Genomic DNA, 21277 nt, shown 5'->3' with positions numbered 1-21277 from the left:
GTTGGAGGTAGGACGCATGCCCACGCTCGAAACCGCGACGCAGCCCCAGAACGCCGAGCGGTCCGCCGTCGCCGGTGAGCCCTGCGTTCTACTCAAACTGGGCGAGATCGTCCTCAAGGGTAAGAACCGCGAGCTGTTCGAGCGGCGGCTGCAGAACAACATCCGCGCCGCCGTCAAGGGGCTCGGCATCAAGATCCAGGTCTGGCAGCGCGAAGGCGTCATCGTCGTCCGCGCCGAGAGCGGCGAGCTGGCCGACGTCGACGCCGTCGCCCGGCGGCTCACCGACGTGATGGGCATCGTGTGGGTGCACCGCGCCTGGCGGGTGGCCAAGGATGTCGACGCGACCGTCCAGGCGGCCCTGGACCTGGTCGCGCAGCACCCCGCGCTCGCTCGCAAGGGCGCGTTCGCCATCCGGGCGCGCCGCCGCGACAAGCGCTTCCCGATCACCTCCTCCGACCTCAACGCCCTCGTCGGCGCGAAGGTCAAGGAGCGCTACGACCTGCCGGTCAATCTCAAGCACCCGGACCTCGCGGTGTTCATCGAGGTCGACCAGCGCGAGGTGTTCGTCTTCACCGACGGCATGCCCGGCGCGGGCGGCCTGCCGGTCGGGATGAGCGGCCGGGCGCTGGTGCTGATGTCGGGCGGCATCGACTCGCCCGTCGCCGCCTACCGCATGATGCGCCGCGGCCTGCGGGTCGACTTCCTGCACTTCTCCGGGATGCCGTTCACCGGCCCCGAGTCGATCTACAAGGCGTACGCCCTGGTGCGCGAGCTCGACAAGTTCCAGGGCGGCTCACGACTGTTCGTCGTGCCGTTCGGCAAGGCGCAGCAGCAGATCAAGTCCTCCGGCGCCGACCGGCTCCAGATCATCGCGCAGCGCCGGCTGATGCTGAAGACCGCCGAGGTCGTCGCGCACAACCTCCGGGGCGCCGCCCTGATCACCGGTGACTCGCTCGGCCAGGTCAGCAGCCAGACCATGCAGAACATCACCGCGCTCGACGACGCGGTGAACCTGCCGATCCTGCGCCCGCTCATCGGCATGGACAAGACCGAGATCATGGCCGAGGCGCGGAAGATCCACACCTTGAGCATCTCGGAGCTGCCCGACGAGGACTGCTGCACCGTGCTCACCCCCCGCCGCGCCGAGACCCGCGCCAAGATCGACGACCTTCGCCAGATCGAGAAGCGGCTCGACGCGGGGGAGATGGCCGAGCAGCTCGCCGCCAACCTCCAGGAGCACAGCCCCTCGTACGGCGAGCACAGCGCCTGACGGGTCAGCGGCTCCGGTGCCGCGGCAGCAGCACGGCGACCACCGCGATGGCCAGGCCGAGCCCGGCGGCCATGAGGAAGACCCGGTCGTAGCCGGCGGCGAGGGCCGCGGCCGGGGAGCCCCCGCCGGCCGCCGCCCGGGTTCGGGCACCGGCGGCCGTCGCGAGCACCGCCAGGCCCACCGACCCGCCCACCTGGCTCGCGGTGTTGGCCAGGCCGCCGATGATCCCCGCGTCGCCCTCGGGAACGTCGGCGGTCGTCGCGGCCATGAGGGTGGGGAAGGTCAGCCCGATGCCGACCGCGACGAGCAGCGTGGGCCCGAGCACGCCGGTGACGTAGCCGCTGCCGGCGTGGGCCTGGGAGAGCCAGCCGAAGCCGGCCAGGAAGCAGGCGCAGCCGGCGAGCACCAGAGTGCGCACACCGGTCCGCGGCAGCAGGCCGGCGGCGAATCGCGCGATCACCATGAACGTCACCGCCGCGGGTGTCTGCCCGAGCCCGGCTCGAAGCGCGCCATAGCCCAGTACGTTCTGCAGGAACAGCGACGTGAAGTACCACATCGCGATGGCGATCCCGCCGAACAGCAGCAGCATGCCGCCGCCGACGGTCACCCCCCGGATCCTGAACAGGCGCAGGGGCATCAGCGGCCGCGCGGCGAAGCGCGCCTCCACCACGGTGAAGAGGACGAGCAGGAGCAGGCCCGCCCCGGCCGGCCCGATGACCGGCACGGACGTCCAGCCGTGATCGGTGCTCTGCATGACCCCGTAGATGAGCCCCGCCAGGCCCGCCGTCCCGGTGACCGCGCCGGCGAGATCGAGTGGTTCCCGCCGGCCGGTTCGCGTGCCGGCCAGCGACGTCATGGCCACCACGATCAGCACCGCGCCGATCGGCACGTTGATCAGGAAGACCCACCGCCAGGACAGACCGGTCGTGAGGGCGCCGCCCGCGACCGCGCCGGCCATCCCGCCCACGCCGCCTGCGGCGGACCAGGCGCCGAACGCCCGGGCACGCTCGTGGCCCTCGGCGAAGCCGGTGTTGATCACGGCCAGCGTCGCCGGGGCCAGCATGGCGGCTCCCACACCCTGCGTGACGCGGGCCGCCACCAGGACCTGCGGAACGGTCGCCAGGCCACCGACCAGGCTCGACGCGGAGAACAAGAACAGCCCGGCGACCAGCGTCCGGCGATGGCCGAACAGGTCGGCGGCGCGGCCGCCCAGCAGCATGAAGCCGGCGAACGTGAGCAGGTAGCCGTTCACCACCCAGGCCAGGCCCGTGGTCGTGAAGCCGAGATCCCGCTGGACCGAGGGCAGGGCGACGTTGACGATGGACGCGTCCAGGATCACCATGAACTGGCCGGCACACGCCAGCGCCAAGATCACCCAGGCGGGGCCGGTGAGCGGCCCGGCTCGCCGGGTCGCGGTGGTGGTGCTGTTCATGCGGAGGTCGTTCCGGCCAACGCGTTCCCGTCGGCCGCGCTGACGCGGCCGTCTCCCAGCAGCCGGATCGTGGTCTGGGCCAGCCGCCGTCCCTGATACCGGGCCGCCTCCAGCGCCGTGGCATCGGGGCCGTCTCCGGCCGGGCCGGTCACGGACGACGTGCCATAGGGGTTGCCGCCGGCGGCGTACACGGCCGGATCGGTGAATCCGGGCGGGACGATCAGCGCCCCCCAGTGGTAGAACACGTTGGCCAGCGACAGGATCGTGGCCTCGCTGCCGCCGTGCCGGTTGAACGCCGAGGTGAAGGCCGTCACCGGCTTGTCGGCCAGCGCGCCTTCCCGCCACAGCCCCCCAGCCTGGTCGATGAACTGCTTGAGCTGCCCGGCCGGCGTGCCGAACCGGGTCGGCGTTCCGAACGCGAACGCGTCGGCCCACGCCAGGTCCTCGACCGAGGCCTGGGAGATCGCCGCGGCGGCGTCGGCGTGCCGCCGCCACTGCGGGTTCTGGTCGATCGCGCTGTCGGACGCCAGCTCGGCGACCCGCCGCAGCCGCACCTCGGCCCCGGCCGAGCCGGCGCCCTCGGCGACGGCCTGCGCGAGCGCGTGCACGGTGCCCGTCGCGCTGTAGTAGATGACGGCGACCTTCACGGTCATGTCGGCTCCCTCTGGAGTAGAATTAGTTACGCGCATAATGTTATGCGCATAACTAGTTCGTCAAGGAGAGCCCGTGGACTTCGAGCAAGCCGACGCCCTCAACCAGGCCATCCGGCTCCTGAGCCTGCGCCACCGGGCCAGGACCGCGGCCCTGCTGGCCCCGCTCGGCCTGCACCCCGGCCAGGAGGCGCTCCTGCTCGAACTCGCCCGGACCGGCCCCATGATCCAGGCGCAGCTCAGCGAGGCGCTCGGCTGCGAGCCGCCCAGCGTCACGCTCATGTCCCGCAAACTCGAGGCCTCCGGTCACATCCGCCGCAGCCCCGCCCCCTCCGACAAGCGCGCCAGCGTTGTCGAACTCACCGACAGCGGCAAGGCGCTGGCCGACCAGGTCAAGAAGCTGTGGTGTGCGCTGGCGGAGGAGACCGTGGCCGGCCTGCCCGCCCAGACGGTGGCGGACCTGCCCGGCGTCCTCAAGACCTTGACCGGCAACGTCGACACCCGGCGCCTCCGCCCCGCACACGGCCGCCGGGACGGTGCGTGAGAAGGCCGTCGTCGCGGTGCTTCCTCATCCGAGGTGAAACCGAGGCGGGGTCTCACCCACAGCCGTCTGCCCGGGCGAGACGTCGTCTCGCCCGGGCAGGTACGGAGAAGAGGTCAGTGGCAGGTCTTGCCCGAGCACTTCTCCAGGCGGTGCAGCAGTGTGGTGAGCTGCTTGAGCCGGGCCGCGGGAAGGCGGGTGACGGCGTTGTCGAGTTCGTTCGGGTCGCGGCTCAGGTCGTAGTACTCCCGCTCGCCGTCGGTGTACTCGACGTACACCTCATGCCCGGTCCGCACCGCCTCGTAGCTCGGCGGGTTGCCGCTCGCGGCCGTCTGCAGGTCCGGGTCGCCTGCGAGGTGGTCGGGGCCGTGGTGCTCGATGAGGACCCCGTCGCGACTCTTCCGTGTGGAGTCGGCCTTGAAGAACGGCGTGAGGGGCCGGCCGTCGACCGCTGCCGGGACCTTCACTCCGGCGAGGTCCTCGAAGGTCGGGCACAGGTCGGTGTTCTGCGCGAGGGTGTTCGTCGTGTGGCCCGCCGAGACACCCGGGCCCTTGACGACCAGCGGCACCTTGATGTCGGTGTCGTAGGCGGTCATCTTGCCCTGCGCGAGCCGGTGCTCGCCCAGGTGGAAGCCGTTGTCCGAGCTGAAGACGAGGTAGGTGTCACGGTCGACGCCGTTGTTCTTCAGCGCCGTCTGGAGATTGCCGATCATCCGGTCGACGGCCTGCACGGATTGCGCGCGCTTGCGGAACACGGTGTCGAGCTTGGTGATCTGCTTCGCGGTGAGCTTCTGGTGGTTCTTGATCCATGCCGGCTTGTCGGACATGTCGGCCTCGTTGAACGCCGGTCCGCGCGGGGCCTTCAGACCGGGGAACTTGTCCTTGTCCTGCGGGGCCGGGACGTACGGGCCGTGCGGGGCGAACGTGGCGAGCTCCAGCACGAAGGGCTTGCCGGCCTTGGCCGACTGGCCGATGAACTGCTGGCCCTTCTGGCTCAGGACGTCGGTCAGGTAGTCCTTCGGCTGGTGGCCGTACTTCACGACGCGGCCGTTCTCGTTGAGCGAGTAGTTGAACTCGGGGTAGCCGTTGCCCGCGACGTCCCACTCGCTCCAGCCCGGCGGCACCGGGTCCGTCGGCTGGTAGCCGTTGAGGTACTTGCCCATCATGGCGGTGCGGTAGCCGGCCGCCTGGAGCGCGGTGGCGAAGGTGTGGTTCTGGTTCCCGCGGGCGTTGAACGTCTTGTAACCGCCGTCGTTGCCCCCGTTCGTAAAGACGCCGGTGTTGTGCGGGAAGCGCCCGGTGAACGTCGTGGTCCGCGACGGGCAGCACAGCGAGTCCGTCACGAAGTAATTGCCGAACGTGGTCCCCTGCTTCTGCATCTGCTGGACGTGCGGCATGTACGGGACGAGGTTCATCGCGAGGTCGTCGGTGAGGACGAAGACGATGTTGGGCGGGGCCTTCTTGGGGGCTGCCACTTGGTTCGAACTCCGCTCGGCAGCCGCCACGCCACAGGCGGAGAGCCCAAGGCAGGCTGCGGCCGTTAGTGCCAGGATCCGTTTCATGTCAGACCTTTCGTCGACTCCGGTCAGGCTGTCGTAAGAGTCTTGGAAAACCATCGGAACGGGCTGGCACGATCATGGGAGTAAAACACCGAGAAGACGGCCATTTCGGGCACGCGGATTTGTGCGCCCTGAAGCGCCGATATTGGCGACACGTGGCGCGTCGGCCGTGAAATGCGACGTTCTATGCCTGGGAGGAGCGTGGCGGGACGCTGAGGATGGAGTGGTAGTAACCGGGCGGGTCGGGCTCGTCGACGGGACGCCCGTCGGCCGCCGAACGCACGCCGGCGACCTGTTCGGTGAAGCCGGCGGTGCCGGGACACTGCCCCAGCACCGCCACGCTCACGTCGCCGGCGCGGGCGAGCCATAGTTCGTCCGGTGACCAGCACCCGATGAGCCACGGCCGCCCCGATGGGTGAGGCACCTCCTGCGATGCCCGGGACCGCAGGGCCGCCGCCGCGTCCGCGGTGCCCTCCCGGTCGGGGAGTGCCACGAACCACGTGTCGCCGGAACCGTTCAACTCAGTGGGGGATGTGGCCGAAGCTCTCGGGGATCAGGCCTCCGGCGCCCTTCGTCTGCTCGGCGAACGGGCCGGCAGGGTGAGGATCATCAGGCTGGCCGCGAGGAGGGCAAGGCCGGCGAGGGCGACCGGGCCGAGGTGCTCGCCGAGGACGACCAGCCCCAGGACGGCCGCGACGGCGGGCTCGGCCAGGGTGAGCGTGGTCGCGGCGGCGACCGGTGTCGTCCGCAGGCCCCGGCCGTACAGCAGATAGCCCACCCCGGTCGTGATCACGCCGAGGTAGAGCGTCGCCGCCGCGCCGGGTCCGGTGAGCAGCCAGCCGGAGCCCGCGACCAGGAGGACCGGCAGCAGCAGCACCCCGGATCCGCCGAACAGCGTGCCGAGCACCGCGCGGCTGTCGTCGCCTCGGGTGATGAGGTACGACGCGACGGTGGCGTACGACGCGTAGCCGCAACCGGACAGCAGGGCCAGCGCGACGCCCACCGGCTCCACGCCGGCGGCCTGGCCGCCGAGGGTGAGGGCCGCGCAGCCGGCGACCGCGCCCGCCGTGGACAGCAGCCAGCGCGGGGTCAGCGTGCCCATGCGCAGCAGCCGGGACAGCAGTCCGGCGAAGACGGGTCCGCTGCCGATCGTGACGACCGTGCCGGTGGCCACGCCCGTACGGGCGACGGCGCTGAAGAACGCCGTCTGGTAGACGGCGGCGAGCACCGCGCCCAGCAGGAGGATCAGCCGGGTCCGCGTGCCGCGGGCCAGCAGGGGCCGCAGGCCGCCGCCGCGCAGGGCCATGGCGAAGAGGAACGCGCCGCCGACGAGCAGGCGTGCGGCGCCGACCGCCACCGGGCTGGCGTGGACGAAGCTGCGGACGGTGCCGGTCGTGCCCCACAGGGCGGCGGCCAGGACGATGTCGGCTGATCCGCCGAGCCTCCGGCGTACGGGCACGGCGGAGGAGACCTCAGAGATGGTCAAGGAGAACGCTCCAGATTGGTGAACCGTATTCGGGTACGCGAATCCGGGGCGCGCCGAAAAAGCCGCGTCAGCGCGGCGTCAGAGAAATCGCCCGGCGATGCCGGGCGTGCGTGCGGTGGCCCCGGTCAGAACCGGGGCGGCCCGAGCTGGGCGGTGTAGTACGCCATGCCAGGGAGAGTACCGCCCGCCCGCCACGGCGCGCCGCCCGGGGTTCGGACGGCGCGCCGCGGCACAGGCGTCAGACCTGGGTGAGGGTGCGGCCGACGACGGGCGGCAGGTCGCGTACGGTCGCGGCCAGCTCCTGTATGTTGCCGTCCACGAGGGCCTGCGGGCCGTCGCACAGGGCGCTCTCCGGGTGCGGGTGCACGTCGATGATGACGCCGTCGGCGCCGATCGCGATGGCCGCGCGGGTCAGCGGCAGGACCAGGTCGCGCCGCCCGCCGGAGTGCGACGGGTCGACGATGACGGGCAGGTGCGACAGCCGCTGGGCGACCGGGACGGCCGAGATGTCCAGGGTGTTGCGGGTGGCCTTCTCGAACGTGCGGATGCCGCGCTCGCACAGCACGATGTCGAGGTTGCCGCGCTGGGCGATGTACTCGGCCGCCATCAGCCACTCCTCGATGGTGGCGTTCATGCCGCGCTTGAGCATGACCGGCTTGCCGGCGCCGCCGACCGCCTGCAGCAGCGCGAAGTTCTGCATGTTCCGGGTGCCGACCTGGAGCATGTCGGCGTAGGAGGCGACGAGCTCGACGTCGTGCGCGTCGACGACCTCGGTCACGATGGGCATGCCGGTCTCGGCGCGCACGTCGGCCAGGATCCGCAGGCCCTTCTCGCCGAGTCCCTGGAAGGCGTAGGGGGAGGTGCGCGGCTTGAAAGCGCCTCCTCGGAGGAGGGTCGCGCCGGCCGTCTGGGCCATGCGCGCCGCCTCGAGGGTCTGCTCCGGCGTCTCGACCGCGCAGGGCCCGGCGATGAGCGTCATGGTGCCGGGACCGATCGGGACCCCGCCGACCCGGACGACGGAGCGGTCCGGGTGGTTCTCCCGGCTGACGAGCTTGTACGGGACGGAGATCCGTACAACGTCGGTGACGCCGGGCAGGGCGTGCAGGTTCAGCGTCCCGAACTGCTCGACGTCGCCGACCAGCCCGATGATCGTGCGGTTGACGCCCCGGCTGACGAACGCGTCGCCGCCCGCCTTCTCCACCAGCGCGACGACCGCCTGGATATGTGCTTCCTCCGCCTCGGCGGACATGACCACGACCATGGTGCTCCCTCTCCCTGAAAACGACAGATGCCCCGGACCCATCGGGCCCGGGGCATCTGTCAGTGGTTGCCTTTTAGCGCAGCGTCCTCCTGGCAGCCACCCGTGTCCCGGGCCCGCCATAGGTAAAGGAGAAGACGTTGCTCACGAAGCACAGCCTAGCCGATGTACGGAGCGCCGGTAGGGGAGGGGTTCGGCGCGTACCGTCGGCGGGGGGTGGCAGGATGGCCGATGACCATGAGCGGGGATTCGGAGAGGCGAGGACGACGCGGTGGGGCCTGAGGATCGCCTCCCGCCGGGGCAGTACGTCCCGCGCGGCTGGCCCGTCCTGCACTACGGTCCGGTGCCGAAGTTCCGGCCCGAGCGCTGGGACCTGCGCGTGTACGGCGCCACCGAGGCCGGGCGCGAATACCGGTGGACCTGGCCGGAGGTCGCGGCGATGCCGCACGCGAAGGTCACCGCCGACTTCCACTGCGTCACGAAGTTCACCGTCCCCGACGTGGGGTGGGAGGGCATCCTCACCGCCACCCTCGTACGGCTGGCGCCGCCGGCGCGAGGCCACGCACGTCATGGTGTGGGCGGAGTACGGCTACAGCGCGAATCTCCGGATGACCGACTTCCTCGCCGAGACGACGCTGCTGGCCACGCGCCGGGACGGCGAGCCGCTCACGTCGGACCACGGGGCGCCGCTGCGGATGGTCGTGCCGCACCTGTACGCCTGGAAGAGCGTGAAGTGGGTGCGCGCCATCGAGTACCTCACGGTGGACCGCCGCGGTTTCTGGGAGGAGCGCGGCTACCACAACGTCGCCGACCCGTGGCGCGAGCAGCGCTACTCCTACCAGGAGGACGACCTCCCGGCCTGAGGACGTGCCTGACAAATCCGCTGTCCGGCTGCGCGGCGTCCAGACGACGCCTGGACGCCGCTCGCTACGAACGGGATCTGTCAGACACGCCCTTGGGAGTTGCCGAAAAACCCCCGTTTCCGTGACCGTGGCATTACCGTCTGTGGTCATGTTAGGAATTTCGGTCGAGGCCGTACTCGCCGCGACGGCGGCCCTGATGGCGGCCGCCGCCGGATGGTTTCTGGGGTCCGCCCGCCGCCGTGACTCTCGCGATGTGCCGGGCGGTGAGGCGTCGTTCGCCGTCCTGCACACCATCTCCCTCGCGTCGGCCTCGCTGCGCACCGGCCTGAGCGAGGAGTCGGCGCGGCGCGCCGCCCGTCACCTGCGGGAGCTCCTCGGTGTTCCGGCCGTCGCGGTCACCGACACCGAGCGGCTGCTGGCCTGGGAGGGTTCCGGGGGCGAGCACGCGGGGCAGGTGCTCCGGCTCGCCTCCCCGGTGCTCGGCACCGGGCGGCCTCGCGTCGCGGCGCCGGCGCAGGTCGACTGCGGGGACCCCGGCTGCCCGCTCCGGGTGGTGGTGATCACGCCGCTGACGATCGAGGGGCGCGTCGCCGGGACCCTGGCCGCCTACGGCGAGGGCGTCCGCGACGAGCGCCTGCAGACGCTCGGGGAGGTCGCCCGCTGGGCCTCCGGGCAGCTGGAGCTGGCCGAGCTGGACTCGTCCAAGACGCGGCTCATGGAGGCGGAGATGCGGGCCCTGCGCGCCCAGATCTCCCCGCACTTCGTGTACAACTCGCTGACCACGATCGCCTCGTTCGTCCGCACCGACCCCGAGCGCGCTCGTGAGCTGCTGCTCGACTTCGCCGACTTCGCGCGGTACTCCTTCCGAGACCGGCGGGACTTCACGACGCTGGCCGAGGAGCTGCGGTCGATCCACCGGTACCTGCTGCTCGAGCGGGCCCGCTTCGGCGACGAGCGGCTGCGGTTCACCGTCGAGATCGCGCCCGAGGTGCTGCCGGTCGCGGTGCCGTTCCTGTCCCTGCAGCCGCTCGTCGAGAACGCCATCCGGCACGGCATGCAGTACGGGACCGAACGGTTGCACGTACGGATCACGGCACGGGACGCGGGCGCCGAGGCGGAGATCAGCGTGGAGGACGACGGGGTCGGCATGGACCCCGGAAAGCTGCGCGCCCTCCTGGCGGACGGAGAGGACGCGGCGTACGGCGGCATCGGCCTGGTGAACGTCGACCTCCGCCTGCGTCAGGTCTACGGAGAGGAGTACGGACTGGTCATCGAGACGGCCGTCGGGGCGGGGATGAAGGTCGGCCTCCGCGTACCCAAGAGCCACCCGGGTGTCGCCGCAGGGTAAAAGAAATCAACTACTTAGTGAAACGAGTTGCATACTCACGGTAAAAGAGGGAGTCTCCTGCCATGCTTCGCGTGCTCGCAGCCGACGATGAGGCCCCCGCCCTGGAGGAGCTCACCTACCTACTCCGCCGACACCCGCGGATCGAGCACGTCAAGCCGGCCCGCGACGCCGCCGAGGCGCTCCGCGAGATCGGACGGATGATCAAGAGCGGTGAGCGGCTCGACGCGGTGTTCCTCGACATCTGCATGCCCGCGCTCGACGGCCTCGACTTCGCCCGCCTCGCCGCCGGCTTCGCCGACCCGCCCGCCATCGTCTTCGTCACCGCCCACGACGAGTTCGCCGTCACCGCCTTCGAGTTCGGCGCCGTCGACTACATCCTCAAGCCCATCGACCCCGACCGCCTCGGCGAGGCCGTCCGCCGCGTCGACGAGGCCGTCCACCGGGAGATCACGCCGTACGAGCCGGAGACGGACGAGGTGATCCCGGTGGAGCTCGGCGGGCGTACCCGCCTGATCTCCCGCGCCGACGTCACCCACGCCGAGACGCAGGGCGACTACATCCGTCTGCACACCGCCGACGGCAGCTACCTCCTCCGGATGCCCCTAGCAGCCCTCGCCGAGCGCTGGCGGACCGCCGGCTTCATCCGGATCCACCGCAAGACGCTCGTCGCCGCCGCGCACATCACCGAGCTCCGCTTCGACGAGGGCCGCGCGCTCGTGCAGGTCGGCGACCTGCTGCTGCCGGTGAGCCGCCGCCACACGCGGGAGGTGCGCGACCTGCTCATCCGCCGCTTCCGGCACAGGCCCGCGTTGCCAGATGAGTGAACGCGTCACCGTCACCAGCCCGCGCGGACGCTCCAGGCGGCCCCTGCGCCGTGTCACCGGTGACCGGAGCCGCGTCGACGCGGCGCCCGTCCGCGCGCTCATGCGCGTCCAGGCCGGCCACGCCGCCGTGACCTGCGCGATCGTCGCGTTGATCACCGGCGGGCTGCCGCTGTTGTTCGCGTGGGAGCCCGCGCTGTCGCGGGTGCGGCTGTTCGGCGTGCGCCTGCCCTGGCTCGTGCTGTGCGTGGTCATCCCGGTTGTGTGGGTCGCCGTCGCGCGCCGGCACGTACGCCTCGCCGAGCGCGCCGAACGCGACTTCGCCGCCATGGCCCGGCACGAGTGACCCGGGCCCGCGCCGGCCGCGGCTGGAGGTGGGCGCCCGGCAGGGGGCCGGCGACCAGCACGTGGACGGCGAGGGACGAGCCGTCCGCGAAGTGAGTGAGGAGGCGAGCGCGGCGACGCGCGACGCCGAACCCCCCGGAAGGTGGTGGGACTCGCCGCCCGGCGAGGAGAACACATGATCACAATGCTCGCGATGGCCCTGCTCATCGCATCCCTGGCGGCCGTGCCGGCGCGTGGCCGGCCCGCCCAGGTATCCGACCTGTACGCCGCCGCCCGCGAGGTGTCGCCCTGGTGGAACGCCTCGGCGATCAGCGGCGAGTACGTCTCCGCGGCGGCCTTCCTCGGCATGGCCGGTCTCGTGCTCGCGTACGGCGCCGACATGCTGTGGCTGCCGATCGGCGCCGCCGCCGGTCACGTCGTGCTGCTCGCCCTCGTGACGGCCCCGCTGCGGCGCTCCGGCGCGTACACCCTCTCGGACTTCGCCGCATGGCGGCTGGGCTCGCGGCGGGTGCGCCGCGCGGTCAGCGCCTGCGTCCTCGTCATCGGCTGGTTCTACCTGCTGCCGCAGTTCCAGGGGGCCGGCGTGACCCTCGCGGTGATCAGCGGCCTGCCGGTGTGGATGGGCTGGCTCGTGGTGATGGCCGCCGTCGTCGTCCTCGTCCTCCCTGGCGGGGTGCGCAGCATCACCGGCGTCCAGGCCGTGCAGTTCTGGCTGAAGCTGACCGCCGTGGCCATTCCCGCGCTCGTCTTCCTGGCCGTCTGGCGGCTGCAGAACGACGCCGACGCCGCCCGGCCCCCGTACTTCCACCGCGAGACCACGGTGACGGCCGACACCGCGGCCGGCATCCACCTGACGGCGCCGGCCGTCGTCGTGGTCACCGGCGTCCTCGACGGCCGGCGGCACACCGGTGAGCGGCTGCGCCTCCCGGCGGGCCGCCACCGCGTGCGGACCGGGACCCGGCTCCGGTTCCCGGCGGGCGCGGCGGTGCCCCACACGTCCCGGATCGCGCTGCTGCGCGGCGACCGCTGGGCGACGCCCTTCGCCGGCGGCCGGGAGCACCCGCTCGCCGCCACCTACTCCGTGCTCCTGGCGACGATCCTCGGCACGATGGGCCTCCCGCAGATCATGGTGCGCTTCTACACGAACTCGTCCGGGCGCGCCGCCCGGCGCACCGCCGGGCTCGTCGTCCTCATGCTGGCGGTCTTCTCGCTGTTCCCGGCGTTGTTCGGCACGCTCGGCCGGCTCTACACGCCGGAGCTCCTGATGACCGGGGAGACCGACGCGACGCTGCTCCTGCTGCCGCACCGGATCGTGCCCGGCGTCACCGGCGACCTGCTCACCGCCCTCGTCGCGACGGGCGCGTTCGCGGCCTTCACCTCCACGTCGTGCGGCGTCGTGGTCGCCGTGTCGGGCAGCATCGCGCGGGGCCTCGGAGGCGGTGTACGCGGCTTCCAGACCGCCGTCTTCGTCGCCGTGGCCGTGCCGCTGCTGCTCGCGCCCTGGGCCTGCACCCCGCAGTCCGCGGCCCTGGTGACCGTCGCGTTCGCCGTCGCGGCCTCGTCGCTGTGCCCCCTGCTCGTCCTCGGCGTGTGGTGGCGGCGGATCACCCCGCCCGGCGCGCTCGCCGGGCTGCTCGCCGGCGGCGTGCCGACCACCGCCGCCGGGCTGGCGCGGATCCTCGCCGACCCCGGCGCCGGGTCCGGCTGGCTGGGCACCCTCATCGAGCAGCCGGCGATCGTCACCGTTCCGCTGGCGTTCGCGGTGACGGTCGGGGTCTCGCTCCTCACCCCCGGGTGGATCCCCGACCGTACGGACCGGGCGATGGCCCGCATGCACCTGCCCGAGGACCTCCTGCCGAAGGGGCCGCCGTGAACCGTTCGTCGCGTCGCACCGACCGCTCGGCATTCGATTACGGAACGTATACCGCTCGCTACTGACCGTTTGCCGAGGCGAGGCCAATATGGGTTTCGCGGGGCTGCGCGAGGACTCTAGGGTTTCGGACACAGCAACGTTCTCGGGACGGCCGCCAGGCTCCGACTCGGGGGGGTGGACGCCAGGCGGCGCGCCTGGGTGCTGCTGAACGGTCGGGGGGTTGTTCAGCGGCACCCAGGCCTTTTTCATGCCGGGGCCGTGCCCGCATCGGGCGCGCAGGGGGCCGGGCGCCTCTCCCTCGCCAGGTCGACGGGGGAGAGGCCACGGCCGGCCGCGAGGCCCGCCGAGAGGGGCTGCGAGGGGTGCGGGCGGGGCTGCGAGGGGTGCGGGCGGGGCTGCGAGGGGTGCGGGCGGGGCTGCGAGGGGTGCGGGCGGGGCTGTGAGGGGTGCGGGCGGGGACCACGAGGCCCGCCCAGTGGGGCGAGGTCGGGACTGCCGGGCTCACCCACCGAGAGGGCGCGAGCGGGACCGGCTCACCCAGAGAGGTCTGAACGGCGCTGCGAGATCCACCCGGCCTGAGTGGGATGACGAGCTTCACCCAGAGGGCCGTGAGCGGGGACCGCGAGGTTCACCCAGACGGGCGTGCGCGGGGCTGCGAGGTTCGCCCAGGGGGGCTCGAGTGGCGGTGGCGAGGCTCACACCCGCAGAGGCCTCATCCTGCTGGCGGACCCGGACGGTGCGCTCGCCGAACGCCCTCCGCCGCCGGCGGGCGCAGGGAGCGGGATTACGAGGCCACCCAGACGGGCGTGCGCGGGACCGCGAGGCTCGCCCAGGGGCCCGATCGCGACGGGGCGAGGCTCATACCCGCAGAGGCCTGAGCGGGACCGCGAGGCTCAGCCAGACGCCTCGGGACGGACCGCCAGGGTCACGCGTCGCGGAGCTTCTTGAGGGTGTCGATGTCGGCGCGGTGCGGCTCGGCGCTGCGGCCCGGGGTCTCGATGATGAGGGGCACCCCGCGGCTCACCGGGTGGCGGAACAGCTCGGCGAACGGAGCCGCGCCGATCAGGCCCGCGCCGATGTTCTCGTGCCGGTCCTTGCAGGATCCGCAGGCGTCCTTGCTGTCGTTGGCGTGGATCAGTTCGAGCCGGCCCCGGCGCTCTCGGCGAGCGCGTCGAGGGTCTCGGCCACGCCGCCCGGCGCCGTGAGGTCGTGCCCGGCGGCGAAGGCGTGACAGGTGTCGAGGCAGACCCCGGCGCGCGGGTGGCGGTCGACGGCGTCGAGGTACGGGCCCAGGTCCCGTACGGTGGCGCACAGCATGGCGCCCTGGCCGGCCATCGGCTCCAGGAGCAGGTCGGGGCCGTCGTCGGGGATCTCGTCGAGCAGCGGCACCAGGTGCTCGCGGATCTGCCGCATCGCGTCCTCGCGCGGCTGCGACACCGCGGAGCCGGTGTGCACGACCACGCCGCGGGCGCCGATCGCGGCGCCGCGTTGCAGGGCGTGCCGGATCGAGGCGACGGAGTTGGCGATCGTCTCGGGGCTCGGCGAGCCGAGGTTGATGAGGTAGGGCGCGTGCACGAACACCGGCAGGTCGTGCTCCGCGCCGTACTCGCGCAGCCGCCGGTCCTCGTCGGGTTTGCCGGCCGCCCGGGCCCAGCCCCGGGGGTTGCTGACGAACACCTGGACGGCTTCGGCGCCGATCTCGGCGGCGTAGCGCAGCCCGCCGGTCGCGAGCCCGCCCGCCACCGGCACGTGCGCGCCGATCGGGTTGATGGGTGCAGTGGCCATGACCGGTCCAGCTTAGTGCCGTGTCGGCGTTCCTCGGCCGAGCGCCGACACGGGGTCAGTCCGCCGACGGCGGTGAGGAGGGCCTGCGGCAGGGCGGCGTCCGGCTGCGTGACCGGACGACGACCGGCGTCGCCTCCCCGGTGTGCGCCGGGGAGGCGGGCGGTCAGTGCCAGATCTTGACGATCGTGCCCTTCGGCAGCGGCGTGTTGGGAGGCGGGTCCTCGCCGGTGACGACGTCGCCCGCCTGGCCGCCGGTGACCTGGGGCTGGAAGCCGTTGTCCATGAGCGTCTGGGCCGCCTGAACGATCGGCTGGCCGACGACATTGGGCACGGGGGCCGGCTGGCCGTCCTGGTTGTCGCCGTTGTCGCCCTTGTGGCGGTCCTGCCACTGGCAGATGAAGTCCAGCGGTGCGCACTTCTGCTTGGCCTTGGTGACCTTGACCACGACGGCCTGGCCCTTGGTGACGGTCTGGCCGGCGGGAGGGTTCTGGTCGATCACGGTGTTCGGCTGCTGGCCATCGGCCGGGTCCTGCTCCTGCCACTGGACGTTGAGGCCCAGCTTCTGGAGCTTCTGGGCGGCGACCTCGCGCTTGAGACTGATCACACTGGGCATCTGCATGCCCGTGCTGACGACGAGGGTGATCGGGTCGTCCGGGCTCTGCATGGTGCCGGCCGCCGGCCGAGTCTTGATCACCGAGCCGCTCGGCACGGTGGTGCTGCCCAGCTTGGCCGTATTGTCGTTGACCGTGAGCCCCAGCTGCTGCAGCTGCTGCCTGGCCGCGTCGACCGTGTTGCCCTTGACGTCGGGGATCTTGACCGGCTGCTTGCCCCTGGACAGGACCAGCGTGAGCAGGGTGCCCTTCTTGACCTCCGTGCCCGCGGCGGGCTGGACCTCGGCGACCTTGTCCTTGGGGACCTTCGGGTCGTAGCGCGAGGATCCGATCTTGATCTTGAACCCGACGTTGGCGGCGTTGACGCGGGCCTGCTCCTCGGTCAGCCCCACCAGCGTGGGCACGCGCTCCTTGTTGCCCACGGTCTGGTACCACACGACCCCGCCGAGCAGCAGCACGACGACGAGTCCGGCGGCGATCAGCCCGTACAGGCCCGGCGGCCGCAGCAGCCGGTCCCGCATCGTGGGAGGCGGTGGCGGCGGCTGGTGCTGGATCGCCATCGTGTGCGGGCCGAACGCCTGCGTTCCCGCGTGCGGCGGCGGGTAGCCGCCCGGCTGGTGGCCGAACATCTGCGTCGAGCCGTCGGCGGCCGTGGCGCCGACCGGAGCGGCGGGCGGAAGCGCGGCGGGAGGAGGCGGCGGCGCCGGCGCGACTCCGGCCAGCGCCGCGTCGACCTGCGGCGGCAGCAGGCGGTAGATCTCGCCGGCCGCGGCGTGGAAGTGGTCGGCGTCGGAGGGCCGGCGCGCGGGGTCGCGGTTGGTGGCGCTCGCGACGAGCGCGTCGAGCTGCGGCGGAAGGCCGGCGATGACGCTCGACGGCAGCGGCACCGTCTCGTTGACGTGCTTGTAGGCGACGGCCAGCGGTGTGCCGCCGTCGTACGGCTGGCGGCCGGTGAGCAGCTCGAACAGCATGATGCCCGCGGCGTAGACGTCGGTGCGGGCGTCGGCGTCACCGGAGATGACCTGCTCGGGAGCGAGGTATCCGACCGTGCCGATGATCATGCCGGTCTTGGTCTGCTTGCTCGCCGTCTCCGCCCGGGCCAGGCCGAAGTCGGCCACTTTGACCTGCCCGTCGGAGGTGAGCAGGACGTTCTCGGGCTTCACGTCGCGGTGGATCAGCCCGGCGCGGTGCGCGGCGCCCAGCGCGGACAGCACCGGCTGCATCACCTGCAGCGCCTCGCGCGGGCCCAGCCGGCCGCGCTCGGTCAGCAGGTCGCGCAGGGTGCGCCCCGGGACGTACTCCATCGCGAGGAACACGTAGCCCTTGTCGGTGCCCTGGTCGTAGACCGCGACGACGTTCGGGTGGGACAGGGCGGCGGCGTGCTTGGCCTCGCCGATGAAACGCCGGACGAACTCCTCGTCCCCGGCGAGGTTCCCATGCATGACCTTCAGCGCCACCGTACGGTCGAGCTTCGTGTCGTGACCTTCGTAAACGGTGGCCATGCCTCCGCGGGCGACACGTGACCGTACGAGGTAGCGCCCGTCGAGCACTTGCCCGACGAGGGGGTCCGCAACCGTCGTATCCATCAGGGGGAGTGTATTAGGGATCGCGGCGCATACTCGTCATCACTCCGGATCAAAGCATCAATCCTTGTACGATCGAGACCATTCTCCCCGGCGAACCGCCTGCTGAGCCGCCCACCGGCGAGCCGAACCTCTTCGGAACGGATTCCGGTTAGACGGTACGCGAGGCGGAGGCGTTCCGGGCTCCGAGGGGCACGAGGACGTCCGGTTCACCCGGCCGAGAGGGGCACGAGAGCGGCCCGTTCACCCGGCCGAGCTCAGCCCCTCCCACGGCGAGGACGCGTGGGCGTAGCGGCGTTTGGGGATCCGGCCCGCGAGGCGGGCCAGCCGGCCGGCCTCCACCGCGCGCCGCATCGCCTCGGCCATCAGCGCCGGCGACTGGGCCCGGGTGACGGCGGTCGCGAGCAGGACGGCGTCGCAGCCGAGCTCCATGGCGAGGGCGGCGTCGCTGGCGGTCCCCAGGCCGGCGTCCAGGATCACCGGCACCCCGGCCTGCTCGACGATCAGCTCGATGTTGTGCGGGTTGCGGATGCCCAGCCCGGAGCCGATGGGGGAGCCGAGTGGCATGACCGCGGCGCAGCCGGCCTGCTCGAGCCGCCGGGCGAGCACCGGATCGTCGTTGGTGTACGGGAGTACGACGAACCCGTCGTCGACGAGCCGTTCCGCCGCGTCGAGCAGCTCGATCGGGTCGGGGAGCAGCGTCCGCTCGTCGGCGATCACCTCGAGCTTGACCCAGTCGGTCCCCAGGGCCTCGCGGGCCAGCTTGGCGGTGAGGACCGCCTCGCCCGCCGTGAAGCACCCGGCGGTGTTCGGCAGGATCCGGATGCCGCACCGGCGGAGCACGTCGAGCACGGAGCCGGGTGCGTCCGCGCCGACGCGGCGCATCGCGACGGTGGTCAGCTCGGTGCCGGACGCGGTCAGCGCCTCTTCCAGGACGTGCATGCTCGGCACGCCGCCCGTGCCCATGATCAGCCGCGACTCGAAGCTCTCGCCCGCGATCATGAGCGGCTCCGGCCGGGCCGCCGGGAGGCCGGTCGGGGCCGGTTGGTCGGGAGAGACACGGCCGACCGCGTCCGCACCGGCGCGGCCCTCGGTGGCTCCTGCGGAGCCGGCGGTGCGGTCGCCGGTCACGGCGTCGAGGGCGTCCGTGGGGCCGCCTTCGGCGTGTTCCTGCATGTCAACCTCCCTGGACGGCGGTCAGCACCTCGATGCGGTCCGCCTCGCGCAGAATCGTGGTCTTCCAGTCGGCGCGCGGTACGACCTCGTCGTTCAGCGCGACGGCGACCCCGGCCGGTCGCTCGGTCAGCGACGCGACCACGCCCGCCACGGACGACCCGTCGGGGGTGTCCCGTTCGGCACCATTCACGGTGATCTTCAATCGTGGAACCTTCCAGCTGAGAACGGCCGGATGACTTCGGGCGGCTCTCCGGTCGCGATGGTCTCCGCGAGGGCGTCGGCGGTCACCGGGGTGAGGAGCACGCCGTTGCGGAAGTGACCGGTGGCGAGGAGCAGACCGGGCACGGACGACGGCCCGAGCACCGGGGCGTTGTCCGGAGAGCCGGGTCGCAGGCCGGCGCTCACCTCCTCGAACGCCAGCTCGGTCACGCCGGGCACCAGCTCGCGGGCGTCCCGCAGCAGCTCCCACAGCCCGCCCGCGGTGACCGTCGTGTCGTAGCCCATCTCCTCCTGGGTCGCGCCGATGACGAGCTCACCGTCGGCGCGGGGCACCAGGTAGACGGAGGAGCCCCGCACCAGGCCGCGGACCGTACGGCTGAGGAAGGGGACCGCGCTGCGCAGGCGCACCACCTGGCCCTTCACCGGGCGGACCGGGGGGACGGCGTCCGGCGGCAGCCCCTTGATCTCGTGGCTCCAGGGACCGGCGGCCAGGACGACCTGGTCGGCGGCGAGGGAGTCGCCGCCGGCGAGGCGTACCCCGGCGGCACGGTCGTCGATCAGGATCTCGGCCACGCGGTCGCGGACGAGGGTCCCGCCGAGCCGGTCGACGGCCGCGAGCAACGCCGCCAACAGGCGACGCGGATCGACGGAGCCGTCGTCGGGCGCGAACAGCCCGCCGCGCGCCGACGGCGCCAGCATCGGCTCCCGGCGCCGGCACTCCCGGCCGGTGAGCGTCTCCGCGGCGAGGCCGAGCGACTCCTGGAACCGGCGCAGCTCCTCCAGGACGGCCAGGTCGTCGGCGTCGAGGGCGACCTGCAGTACCCCGTCACGCCGGAACGCGGTGTCGACGCCGGAGACCTCCTCCAGTTCGGCGACGAACGAGGGGAACCGGTCGCGCGAGACGATCCCGAGACGCAGCAGGGCGTCCTCGCCGTACCCGAGCTCGGTGACGGGGGTCAGCATCCCGGCGGCGACGCGCGACGCCTTGCTCGCCGGTTCTGGATCGACGACGGTGACGCGGACGCCACGGGTCAGGGATCGCCACGCGATCCCGAGACCGATCACTCCGCCGCCCACGATGACCACGTGTCGCACGCATGCGCTCCCTTCGCCGGGCATGATCCGGATCAGGTCCAGAGCCCGCGTCGGCGGGAGGCGCCCGCCGGTGTGGACTCATGCGGTCGGCGGCCGTTGTGCCGCCCTCTCAGCCCGGTGCGCCGGACTCCCGCGCTTACGCTTACGTATTCAGACTATAAGGTCACGACCATGGAACGGGTGATCGTCGCTGGTGGCGGACTGGCCGCCGTCCGGACCGCCGAGGCCCTGCGGGCACAGGGCTACCCGGGCCGGTTGACCCTGGTCGGGGCCGAGCCCCACCGCCCGTACGACCGGCCGCCGCTGTCCAAGGCCGTCCTGCGCGGCGAGGTCGACGACACGACCGTCGACGCCGACTGGACGGCGCTCGACTGCGAGCTGCTCCTGGGTCACCGTGTGACCGGCCTCACCGACGTCCTGGAGACGACCGCGGGCCCTCTCGGCTTCGACGGCCTGGTGATCGCGACGGGCGCGTCGCCGATCCGGCTGCCCGGCGACGGCCCGCAGCACGTGCTGCGCACGATCGACGACGCCCGCGCCCTCCGCGCCGTCCTGCGCCCCGGCGCCCGGGTGGCCGTGGTCGGTGCCGGCTGGATCGGCGCGGAGGTCGCCACGGCGGCGGCCAAGGCCGGCTGCCGGGTCACCGTGGTCGAGGCCGCCGACACGCCGCTCGCGGCCGCCGTCGGCGCCGAGGTGGGCGCGAAGACGGCGGCCTGGTACGCCGACGCCGGAGTCGAACTCCGCCACGGCGTCAAGGTCGCCACCGTGGAACGCGGCGGCCTCGATCTGGCCGGCGGCGGCTCGATCGAGGCGGACGCGGTCGTGACCGGCATCGGAGTCCGCCCCGAGACGGCCTGGCTGGAAGGCTCCGGTCTCACCCTCGACGACGGGATCGCGGTCGACGAGCGGCTGCGCACCGGCCGCCCCGGCGTGTTCGCGGTCGGCGACTGCGCCGCGTGGTGGTCCACGATGTTCCGGCGGCGCCTGCGCGTCGAGCACTGGGACACCGCGCTGAACGCCCCGGAGGTCGCGGCCGCCAATCTCCTGGGCGGCGAACGGGTCTACGACCCGGTGCCGTACTTCTGGTCGGAGCAGTTCGGGCACATGGTGCAGTACGCCGGGCATCATCCGGTCGCCGACACGATGATCTGGCGCGGGGACCCGGCGGCGGGCGGCTGGGCGGCCTGCTGGCTCACCGGCGATCGGCTCGCCGCGATCGTGACGGTCGACCGGCCGCGCGACCTGGTACAAGCGAGGCGTATCATCGCAGCTCAGAAGCGGATCGACCGGTCAGCGCTGGCGGATCCCGCCATTCCGGTCAGAGATGCTGCCCCGTGAGTGAGGTTTCAGAAGGTGCCGAAG

At 72.4% G+C, this 21277-nt stretch carries 17 protein-coding genes and 2 pseudogenes; 8 read left to right on the top strand and 11 right to left on the bottom strand.

Going from position 1 to position 21277, the window contains the following annotated elements:
* The first annotated feature begins 16 nt into the window (after positions 1 to 16).
* Positions 17 to 1270 carry a tRNA uracil 4-sulfurtransferase ThiI gene (thiI, locus tag ACYVF7_RS43365; RefSeq protein ID WP_460351799.1) on the top strand — a complete coding sequence of 418 codons (1254 nt, stop codon included), beginning with the start codon at positions 17 to 19 and terminating at the stop codon, positions 1268 to 1270.
* 4 nt (positions 1271 to 1274) lie between these two features.
* Here the strand turns inward: thiI and ACYVF7_RS43360 are convergent, their stop codons facing one another.
* Positions 1275 to 2702, bottom strand: coding sequence for an MFS transporter (locus ACYVF7_RS43360; protein ID WP_460351798.1), 1428 nt, complete (start codon positions 2700 to 2702; stop codon positions 1275 to 1277).
* Entirely contained in the window at positions 2699 to 3355 is a 657-nt protein-coding gene (gene wrbA, locus ACYVF7_RS43355) for an NAD(P)H:quinone oxidoreductase (RefSeq protein ID WP_460351797.1), read from the bottom strand. Before wrbA ends, ACYVF7_RS43360 begins: the two co-directional genes overlap by 4 nt.
* 73 nt (positions 3356 to 3428) lie before the next feature.
* Between wrbA and ACYVF7_RS43350 the strand changes: the two genes are divergently transcribed.
* Positions 3429 to 3896 carry a MarR family winged helix-turn-helix transcriptional regulator gene (locus tag ACYVF7_RS43350; RefSeq protein ID WP_460351796.1) on the top strand — a complete coding sequence of 156 codons (468 nt, stop codon included), beginning with the start codon at positions 3429 to 3431 and terminating at the stop codon, positions 3894 to 3896.
* Between the two features lie 113 nt (positions 3897 to 4009).
* On the opposite strand, the gene ACYVF7_RS43345 is transcribed toward ACYVF7_RS43350, so the two are convergent.
* From ACYVF7_RS43345 to aroF, 4 genes are all read right to left on the bottom strand, one after another.
* Complete coding sequence (locus ACYVF7_RS43345) at positions 4010 to 5368, bottom strand: sulfatase family protein (RefSeq protein WP_460351795.1); 1359 nt, start codon at positions 5366 to 5368, stop codon at positions 4010 to 4012.
* Positions 5369 to 5636: 268 nt separating this feature from the next.
* Positions 5637 to 5972 (bottom strand): hypothetical protein, encoded by a 336-nt coding sequence (locus ACYVF7_RS43340; protein WP_460351794.1) that lies wholly within the window; start codon positions 5970 to 5972, stop codon positions 5637 to 5639.
* Positions 5973 to 6005: 33 nt separating this feature from the next.
* Entirely contained in the window at positions 6006 to 6938 is a 933-nt protein-coding gene (locus tag ACYVF7_RS43335; protein ID WP_460351793.1) for a DMT family transporter, read from the bottom strand.
* Positions 6939 to 7176: 238 nt separating this feature from the next.
* Positions 7177 to 8199 carry a 3-deoxy-7-phosphoheptulonate synthase gene (aroF, locus tag ACYVF7_RS43330; RefSeq protein WP_460351792.1) on the bottom strand — a complete coding sequence of 341 codons (1023 nt, stop codon included), beginning with the start codon at positions 8197 to 8199 and terminating at the stop codon, positions 7177 to 7179.
* Between the two features lie 244 nt (positions 8200 to 8443).
* Here aroF and ACYVF7_RS43325 point away from each other — a divergent pair.
* The 5 genes and pseudogenes from ACYVF7_RS43325 (at position 8444) to ACYVF7_RS43305 (ending at position 13446) form a co-directional block, all read left to right on the top strand.
* Positions 8444 to 9059: pseudogene (locus ACYVF7_RS43325) on the top strand (sulfite oxidase-like oxidoreductase).
* A gap of 148 nt (positions 9060 to 9207) precedes the next feature.
* Positions 9208 to 10407: a histidine kinase gene (locus tag ACYVF7_RS43320; RefSeq protein ID WP_460351791.1), complete on the top strand. Its 1200-nt coding sequence runs from the start codon at positions 9208 to 9210 to the stop codon at positions 10405 to 10407.
* Positions 10408 to 10469: 62 nt separating this feature from the next.
* Positions 10470 to 11231, top strand: coding sequence for a LytR/AlgR family response regulator transcription factor (locus ACYVF7_RS43315; RefSeq protein WP_460351790.1), 762 nt, complete (start codon positions 10470 to 10472; stop codon positions 11229 to 11231).
* Positions 11224 to 11574: a hypothetical protein gene (locus tag ACYVF7_RS43310; protein WP_460351789.1), complete on the top strand. Its 351-nt coding sequence runs from the start codon at positions 11224 to 11226 to the stop codon at positions 11572 to 11574. Before ACYVF7_RS43315 ends, ACYVF7_RS43310 begins: the two co-directional genes overlap by 8 nt.
* 174 nt (positions 11575 to 11748) lie before the next feature.
* Positions 11749 to 13446, top strand: coding sequence for a sodium/solute symporter (locus ACYVF7_RS43305; RefSeq protein ID WP_460351788.1), 1698 nt, complete (start codon positions 11749 to 11751; stop codon positions 13444 to 13446).
* Positions 13447 to 14371: 925 nt separating this feature from the next.
* Here ACYVF7_RS43305 and ACYVF7_RS43300 read toward each other — a convergent pair.
* The 5 genes and pseudogenes from ACYVF7_RS43300 to thiO all read right to left on the bottom strand — a co-directional run bounded on the left by ACYVF7_RS43300 (position 14372) and on the right by thiO (position 19915).
* Positions 14372 to 15231 (bottom strand): annotated as a pseudogene (locus tag ACYVF7_RS43300) (deoxyribonuclease IV).
* Positions 15232 to 15394: 163 nt separating this feature from the next.
* Positions 15395 to 17428, bottom strand: coding sequence for a Stk1 family PASTA domain-containing Ser/Thr kinase (gene pknB / locus ACYVF7_RS43295; protein WP_460351787.1), 2034 nt, complete (start codon positions 17426 to 17428; stop codon positions 15395 to 15397).
* A 240-nt stretch (positions 17429 to 17668) separates the two neighbouring features.
* On the bottom strand, positions 17669 to 18427 hold the full coding sequence (locus ACYVF7_RS43290; RefSeq protein ID WP_460358443.1) for a thiazole synthase: 759 nt from the start codon (positions 18425 to 18427) through the stop codon (positions 17669 to 17671).
* Between the two features lie 175 nt (positions 18428 to 18602).
* Positions 18603 to 18803 carry a sulfur carrier protein ThiS gene (gene thiS / locus ACYVF7_RS43285; RefSeq protein ID WP_433184715.1) on the bottom strand — a complete coding sequence of 67 codons (201 nt, stop codon included), beginning with the start codon at positions 18801 to 18803 and terminating at the stop codon, positions 18603 to 18605.
* Positions 18800 to 19915, bottom strand: a complete 1116-nt coding sequence (gene thiO, locus ACYVF7_RS43280; protein ID WP_460351786.1) for a glycine oxidase ThiO — start codon at positions 19913 to 19915, stop codon at positions 18800 to 18802. Before thiO ends, thiS begins: the two co-directional genes overlap by 4 nt.
* A gap of 171 nt (positions 19916 to 20086) precedes the next feature.
* Between thiO and ACYVF7_RS43275 the strand changes: the two genes are divergently transcribed.
* A complete protein-coding gene (locus ACYVF7_RS43275; protein ID WP_460351785.1) occupies positions 20087 to 21253 on the top strand; it encodes an NAD(P)/FAD-dependent oxidoreductase in 1167 nt (388 codons plus the stop codon).
* The last annotated feature ends 24 nt before the right edge of the window (positions 21254 to 21277 follow it).

The sequence above is a fragment of the Actinoallomurus acanthiterrae genome, assembly GCF_054775715.1.
Note: the sequence above shows the minus strand (reverse complement) of the source record. Positions and strands in the feature narration are given on the sequence as shown.